A 6935-nucleotide genomic window follows, 5' to 3' on the forward strand; every position below is an offset into this window, starting at 1 on the left:
ACGACCAGCGCGGGCGCGATACCGGCGATCCCGTCGGCGTTGTCGCCCCACGCGGGGGAGGCCAGGCGGTCGCGCCGCTGCGCGGCTTCGGGCACGTAGGCGGTGTCGAAGACCTCACCCATCCACGGCTTCAGGACGGCGCGGCCGCCCAGGCTGGACGGCTTGTCGCGGGCGGGCGTCACCAGGTCGAGCGGGGCGTAGTGCAGGACCTGCAGCGCGATGCGGGGGCCGCCGTTCTCCAGCGCCAGCCGTGCGGCCGCGGCACTGAGGTTGCCGCCCGCGCTTTGGCCCCCGACGCACAGCCGGCCGCCGTCCCAATCGCGGCCGGGGTCGGCCGCCCAGCGGACGACGTCGTAGACCTGGTGTGGCGCCGCCGGGAAGCGGTGCCGCGGCGCCAGCACGTAGTCGGGATTGATCACCACCACGCCTGCGTTGGCGGCCAGGTACCGGCACCAGGGATCGTCCTGTTCGGGGTGCCCGACCACGAAGCCCCCGCCGTGCACGTTGACGTAGACCGCCTGGTTCGCCGTGCCGGCCGGCGGGTGGTAGACGGTTGCCGGTACGGGGCCGTGCCGGGCGGGGATGGTGACCTCGGTGGTCCGGCCGCGGAATTCGGGGAATCGCACGGCGGCCTTGGGGGCCGGGTTCACGACGGCGGCGAAAGTGCGGGCCAGTGCGTCGGCGACGACTGGTCTGGAGAGAATCGACACGGGCCCTAGGAGCCCGTTCCCGGGCCGATGTTGTGGGCCGGTCTGGTGCGCAGGTTGTGCACGTAATCGCTTGGGGCTCCGGCGATTTCGGCGGCGTCAGCCATCACGCCCAGGTATCGCGCCGAGGGCAGGCCGCCCTCCCAGGCGTCGAGCACGTACAGCCAGGCCAGCACGGGGTCGGTGCTGGTGTCCGACGAGATGCGTTCCACCCGGCAGCGGATCTTCTTGTGGACGCCGAACTCCGAGCCCTCCCACCGGTCGAGGTTGTTCTCGTCGGCCGGGGTCATGTCGTAGAGGACGACGAACACCTTGGAGGTCGGGTCTTCGACCACCGTGGCCAGCGCGCCTTCCCAGCCGATGTCCTCGCCGCCGAACGTCAGGCGCCAGCCGTGCAGCCAGCCGGTTCCGGCCATCGGGGAATGGGGTGCCCGCTTGAGCATCTGCTCAGGATCCATGTTCGACCCGTAGGCGGCGTAGAGCGGCACGGGGAAATCTTAGACGTCACCCGCACGAGCGGTCTTCTCCCAAGCGTTTCGCCGCGCTGTTCAATGGCGCGGCTTCTCCTCACGCCGCCGTGCGGCGTGCATCGTCGCCGCGCTGTTCAATGGCGCGGCTTCTCCTCACGCCGCCGTGCGGCGTGCATCGTCGCCGCGCTGCACGGTGACCGGGTCCCCCGCTAGGTTGGGGGCTGTGGCGACCCGCATCGTGATCCTCGGTGGCGGCCCGGCCGGTTACGAAGCCGCGCTGGTGGCCGCCACCTCCCACCCCGACACCACGCACGTCACCGTGATCGACTCCGACGGCATCGGCGGCGCGGCCGTGCTGGACGACTGCGTGCCCTCCAAGACTTTCATCGCCTCGACCTGGCTGCGGACCGAGCTGCGCCGGGCACCGCGGCTGGGGTTCGACATCGACATCGACGACGCCAAGATCTCGCTGCCGCAGATCCACGCCCGGGTCAAGCAACTCGCCACCGAGCAGTCGGCCGACATCACCGAACAGCTCCTCGGCATGGGCGTGCACGTGGTGGCCGGTCGCGGCGAGCTGATCGACCCCACGCCCGGGCTGGCCTGCCACCGCGTCAAGGCGACCGCCCCCGACGGCAGCAGCGGGGAGTTCGAGGCCGACGTCGTGCTGATCGCGACCGGCGCCAGCCCGCGGGTCCTGCCGTCGGCCCAGCCCGACGGCGAGCGGATCCTGACCTGGCGGCAGCTCTACAACCTCGAGGCGCTGCCCTCGCACCTCGTCGTGGTCGGGTCGGGCGTCACCGGCGCCGAGTTCGTGCACGCCTACACCGAGCTGGGTGTTCCGGTGACGGTGGTCGCCAGCCGGGACCGGGTGCTGCCCTATGAGGACGCCGACGCCGCGGCGGTGCTGGAGGAGGCGTTCTCCGAACGCGGTGTCGAGCTGGTCAAGAACGCGCGAGCGCAGTCGGTCACCCGCACCGACGGCGGCGTGCTGGTCACCCTGGCCGACGGGCGCACCGTCGAGGGCAGCCACGCCCTGATGACGATCGGTTCGGTGCCCAACACCGGCGGCCTCGGCCTGGACCGGGTCGGCATCGAGCTGGGCCGCGGCGGCTACCTGACCGTGGACCGGGTGTCGCGGACCTCGGTGGCGGGCATCTACGCCGCGGGCGACTGCACCGGCCTGCTGCCGCTGGCGTCGGTGGCCGCCATGCAGGGCCGGATCGCGATGTACCACGCGCTGGGCGAGGGCGTCAGCCCGATCCGGTTGCGCACGGTGGCGGCGACGGTCTTCACCAGGCCCGAGATCGCGGCCGTCGGCGTGCCGCAGACGATGATCGATGACGGGTCGGTGTCGGCCCGGACGATCATGCTGCCGCTGCGCACCAACGCGCGGGCCAAGATGTCCGGCTTGCAACAGGGTTTCGTGAAGATGTTCTGCCGAAAGTCCACCGGCGTGGTGATCGGCGGCGTGGTGGTGGCCCCGATCGCCTCCGAGCTGATCCTGCCGATCGCCGTGGCCGTCCAGAACCGCATCACCGTCAACGAGCTGGCCCAGACGCTGGCCGTTTACCCGTCGTTGTCCGGATCGATCACCGAGGCCGCTCGTCGCCTGATGGCGCACGACGATCTGGACTAGCCTGGTTTCGACACCGTCCTACTGGCGAGTAACCGGGTGAGGAGTCCTCTGCCGTGACCGATCCGATGCACGCGCCCACCGAGTTGGGCTCGCCGGCGTCCGTGCTGGGACCGCAGCACCGCGAGGTGGCCTGGGAGCGGCTGGGCACCGAGCAGTTCGACGTCGTCGTCATCGGCGGCGGCGTGGTGGGGTCCGGCTGCGCGTTGGACGCCGCCACCCGCGGCTTGAAGGTGGCGCTCGTCGAGGCGCGCGATTTCGCGTCGGGCACCTCAAGCCGCTCGTCGAAGATGTTCCACGGCGGGTTGCGCTATCTCGAGCAGCTGGAGTTCGGGTTGGTGCGCGAGGCGCTCTACGAGCGCGAGCTGTCGCTGACCACCCTGGCGCCGCATCTGGTCAAGCCGATGCCCTTCCTGTTCCCGCTGACCAACCGCGTGTGGGAACGGCCCTACGTCGCCGCGGGCATCTTCCTCTACGACCGGATGGGCGGCGCGAAATCCGTTCCCGCGCAAAAGCATTTGACCCGGGCGGGCGCCTTGCGGTTGAGCCCGGGCCTCAAACGCAGCGCGCTGATCGGCGGAATCCGTTACTACGACACCGTCGTCGACGACGCCCGGCACACCATGACCGTCGCGCGCACGGCCGCCCACTACGGCGCGGTGGTGCGCTCCTCGACCCAGGTGGTCGCGTTGCTGCGCGAGGGGGATCGGGTGACCGGCGTGCGGGTCCGCGACTCCGAGGACGGCGCCGTCACCGAGGTCCGCGGCCATGTCGTCGTCAACGCGACCGGGGTGTGGACCGACGAGATTCAGGCATTGTCCAAGCAGCGCGGGCGGTTTCAGGTGCGCGCGTCCAAGGGCGTGCACGTGGTGGTGCCGCGCGACCGCATCGTCAGCGACGTCGCGATCATCCTGCGCACCGAGAAATCGGTGATGTTCGTCATCCCGTGGGGCAGCCACTGGATCATCGGCACCACCGACACCGACTGGAACCTGGACCTGGCCCACCCCGCGGCCACCAAGGCCGACATCGACTACATCCTGCACACCGTCAACACCGTGCTGGCCATCCCGCTGAGCCATGCCGACATCGACGGCGTCTACGCCGGGCTGCGGCCGCTGCTGGCCGGCGAGAGCGAGGAGACCTCCAAGCTGTCCCGCGAGCACGCCGTGGCGGTGCCCGCGCCGGGCCTGGTGGCCATCGCCGGTGGCAAGTACACCACGTATCGGGTGATGGCCGCCGACGCGATCGACGCCGCGGCCCAGTTCGTCCCGGCCCGGGTGGCGCCGTCCATCACCGAGAAGGTCAGCCTGCTGGGCGCCGACGGCTACTTCGCGCTGGTGAACCAGGCGGAACACGTTGCGGCGCTTCAGGGTTTGCACCCCTACCGGGTGCGGCACCTGCTGGACCGCTACGGCTCGCTGATCGGCGACGTGCTGGGCCTGGCCGCCGACAACGCCGACCTGCTCAGCCCGATCAAGGAGGCGCCGGGCTACCTCAAGGTGGAGGCCCTGTACGCCGTCACCGCCGAGGGGGCGCTGCATCTGGAGGACATCCTGGCCCGCCGTATGCGCATCTCGATCGAGTACTCGCACCGCGGCGTCGACTGCGCCCGCGAGGTCGCCGACGTGGTCGCCCCGGTGCTCGGCTGGACGACGCAGGACGTCGAGCGCGAGGTGGCGAACTACTGCGCCCGGGTGGAGGCCGAGATCCTGTCGCAGGCCCAGCCCGACGACGTGTCGGCGGACGAGTTGCGCGCGAGCGCCCCGGAGGCGCGCGCCGAGATCCTCGAGCCGGTGCCGCTGAATTGAGGCCGGCGCCCCTACCCGTGCGGGACGGGCTCGGCCCGGCCCGGGTGCGGCTGCGCGGGGGACCGGTGTTCGCGGAGCTGACCGACCGGTTCGGTGCGCGGGCCGTGAGCGGACCGGTCGTCGACGCCGACGGAATGCCGATCGACGAGGCGACCGTCCTGCTCGCCGGGTCGTACGTGTTTCTGTACCGCGAACTGCCCGACGAGGTGCCCGTCCCCTTTGAGATCCCGGTGCTGCATCGCGACGCGGACATCGTGGTCGTCGACAAGCCGCACTTCCTGTCCACCATGCCGCGCGGGCGGCACGTGGCGCAGACGGCGCTGGTGCGGCTGCGCCGGGACCTGGGCCTGCCGGAGCTGAGCCCGGCCCACCGCCTCGACCGGCTGACGGCGGGGGTGCTGGTGTTCACCGCCCGCCGCGAGGTGCGCGGCGCATACCAGACGCTGTTCTCCCGGGGGTTGGTGCGCAAGACCTACCTGGCGCGCGCCGCCGTCGACCCGTCTTTGGTGTTGCCGCGCGTGGTCCGGAGCCGAATCATCAAGCGCCGCAGGGTATTACAGGCTACCTGCGAACCCGGGCCGCCCAACGCCGAGACACTGGTGGAACTCGTCTCCCCGGACGGCCTCTACCGGCTGACCCCATGCACCGGGCGCACCCACCAACTGCGCGTGCACATGAACTCGCTGGGGGTGCCGATCGACGGGGATCCGTTGTATCCCAACATCATCGACGTGCCGGCCGACGACTTCAGCACGCCGCTGCGGTTGCTGGCGCAGCGCATCGAGTTCGACGATCCGGTGACGGGCGCGCGGCGCGCGTTCGTCAGCCGGCGACCGGGACCGTAATTTCGCTCGGTCTGATCGCTTGCCGGGCGCGCATTCCGGGTGGACAGTCGTACTGAAACTTCGAACGCATCGGAGGGCGCCGGTGGAAATCGTACCGTCGGGCCCGGGCTTCGCGGCGGAAGTGCGGGGAGCCAGCATTCACGACGTCGCGGCATCGCAAGTCGCATACGCGGCGATACGGGCGGCGTTCGAAGAGCATTCGGTCCTGGTGTTCCGCGATCAGGACGTCAGCGACGAAGCGCAGCTCGCCTTCTCCCGCCGCTTCGGCCCGCTGGAGGTCACCAAGGTCGGTTCGGAGGGGCACGGCACCAACCTCGTGATCCTCAAGACCCTCGACGAGACGGGCAGCGTCGTGCCAGAAGGCCACCGCCTTGCCCTGGAGAACAAGGCCAACCAGCTCTGGCACACCGACAGCTCGTTCAAGCGCGTGCCCGCGCTCGCCTCGGTGTTGTCGTCGCGCGTCATTCCGGGCCATGGGGGTGAGACCGAGTACGTCTCCACCCGGCTCGCCTTCGAGCGGCTCGATCCGGCGTTGCGACGCCGGCTGGAAGATTGCTTCGCCTGGCACGAGTACGCCTATTCGCGCGGCAAGATCGCGCCCGAACTGGCCGGCCCGGCCGAGCGCGCGGCGCTGCCGCCGCAATGCTGGCGTCTGGTCTGGCGGAACCCGGTCAACGGCCGCAAGGCGCTGTATCTGGCCTCGCACGCGTACGCGATCGAGGGCATGGCGCCGGAGGCGGGGCGGGAGCTGATCGCCGGGCTGACCGAAGCGGCGACCGCCCAGGAGGCTCGCTACGCGCACGCGTGGCGCGAGGGCGACGTGGTGATGTGGGACAACCGCGCGATCATGCATCGCGGGCGGCCATGGCCGGCGCGGGAGCCGCGCTTCATGGTGCGGACCACGATTTCCGCGACAGCCGCCGACGGGCTGGAGGCCATGCGGTTGTCGTAGCCGGGTGGCATACTCGAATGTATGTTCGATTCGAGGGTGCCGTCGGCGGAGTCGATCGCCGCGTTGGATGAGCACTTCGAGCGGCGCTATCCGTCGGTGACGCCGGAGTCCGCGGCGTTGCTGGAGCGCGTCGCGGGCATGGCGCGGGCGGAGAATCGGGCGGCGGCGGGGCAGTTGGCGGTGATCGGGGAGTTGTTTGCTTACCGGCTCTCCCGGTGCGCCGAATGTGAGCAGTGGGCGGTGGATACCGAGGCGGCGGTGGCCGCGGAGGTGGCCGCGGAGTTGCGGATCAGCCAGGGGTTGGCGGCCAGCCGGGTGCGGTATGCCCGCGCGCTGCGCGAGCGGCTGCCGAAGGTGGGTGAGGTTTTCATGGCCGGGGATATCGACTTCGGAATCTTCCGGACGCTGGTGTATCGCACCGATCTGATCACCGACACTGAGGTGTTGGCGGCCGTGGACGCGCAGCTGGCGGCGAACGTGGCGCGCTGGCCCTCGATGAGCCAGGGCCGGTTGG

At 70.7% G+C, this 6935-nt stretch carries 7 protein-coding genes; 5 read left to right on the forward strand and 2 right to left on the reverse strand.

What is annotated here, in order from left to right; genetic code table 11:
* Both A9X03_RS21040 and A9X03_RS21045 read right to left on the reverse strand, forming a co-directional pair.
* On the reverse strand, positions 1 to 626 hold a 626-nt coding region (locus tag A9X03_RS21040), incomplete at its 3' end, for an alpha/beta hydrolase fold domain-containing protein (RefSeq protein ID WP_067757374.1).
* Positions 627 to 715: 89 nt separating this feature from the next.
* Complete coding sequence (locus tag A9X03_RS21045; RefSeq protein ID WP_067757370.1) at positions 716 to 1195, reverse strand: gamma-glutamylcyclotransferase; 480 nt, start codon at positions 1193 to 1195, stop codon at positions 716 to 718.
* 205 nt (positions 1196 to 1400) lie between these two features.
* Between A9X03_RS21045 and A9X03_RS21050 the strand changes: the two genes are divergently transcribed.
* The 5 genes from A9X03_RS21050 to A9X03_RS21070 all read left to right on the forward strand — a co-directional run.
* On the forward strand, positions 1401 to 2816 hold the full coding sequence (locus A9X03_RS21050; protein ID WP_067887426.1) for an NAD(P)H-quinone dehydrogenase: 1416 nt from the start codon (positions 1401 to 1403) through the stop codon (positions 2814 to 2816).
* 65 nt (positions 2817 to 2881) lie between these two features.
* Entirely contained in the window at positions 2882 to 4624 is a 1743-nt protein-coding gene (locus tag A9X03_RS21055; protein WP_369807382.1) for a glycerol-3-phosphate dehydrogenase/oxidase, read from the forward strand.
* Positions 4621 to 5469: a pseudouridine synthase gene (locus tag A9X03_RS21060; RefSeq protein WP_082970830.1), complete on the forward strand. Its 849-nt coding sequence runs from the start codon at positions 4621 to 4623 to the stop codon at positions 5467 to 5469. Before A9X03_RS21055 ends, A9X03_RS21060 begins: the two co-directional genes overlap by 4 nt.
* Before the next feature lie 82 nt (positions 5470 to 5551).
* Positions 5552 to 6421 (forward strand): TauD/TfdA family dioxygenase, encoded by an 870-nt coding sequence (locus A9X03_RS21065; RefSeq protein ID WP_067748962.1) that lies wholly within the window; start codon positions 5552 to 5554, stop codon positions 6419 to 6421.
* A 21-nt stretch (positions 6422 to 6442) separates the two neighbouring features.
* Positions 6443 to 6935, forward strand: a 493-nt coding sequence (locus tag A9X03_RS21070; RefSeq protein WP_156746622.1) for a DUF222 domain-containing protein, incomplete at its 3' end; no start/stop codon positions are given.

The organism is Mycobacterium sp. E1715, from assembly GCF_001667625.1.
GTDB lineage: Bacteria > Actinomycetota > Actinomycetes > Mycobacteriales > Mycobacteriaceae > Mycobacterium.

What these genes read in the sequence shown, in the direction of transcription:
- A9X03_RS21055 (WP_369807382.1), top strand. Translation starts at nt 2,882, where the DNA reads ATGCACGCGCCCACCGAGTTGGGCTCGCCGGCGTCCGTGCTGGGACCG.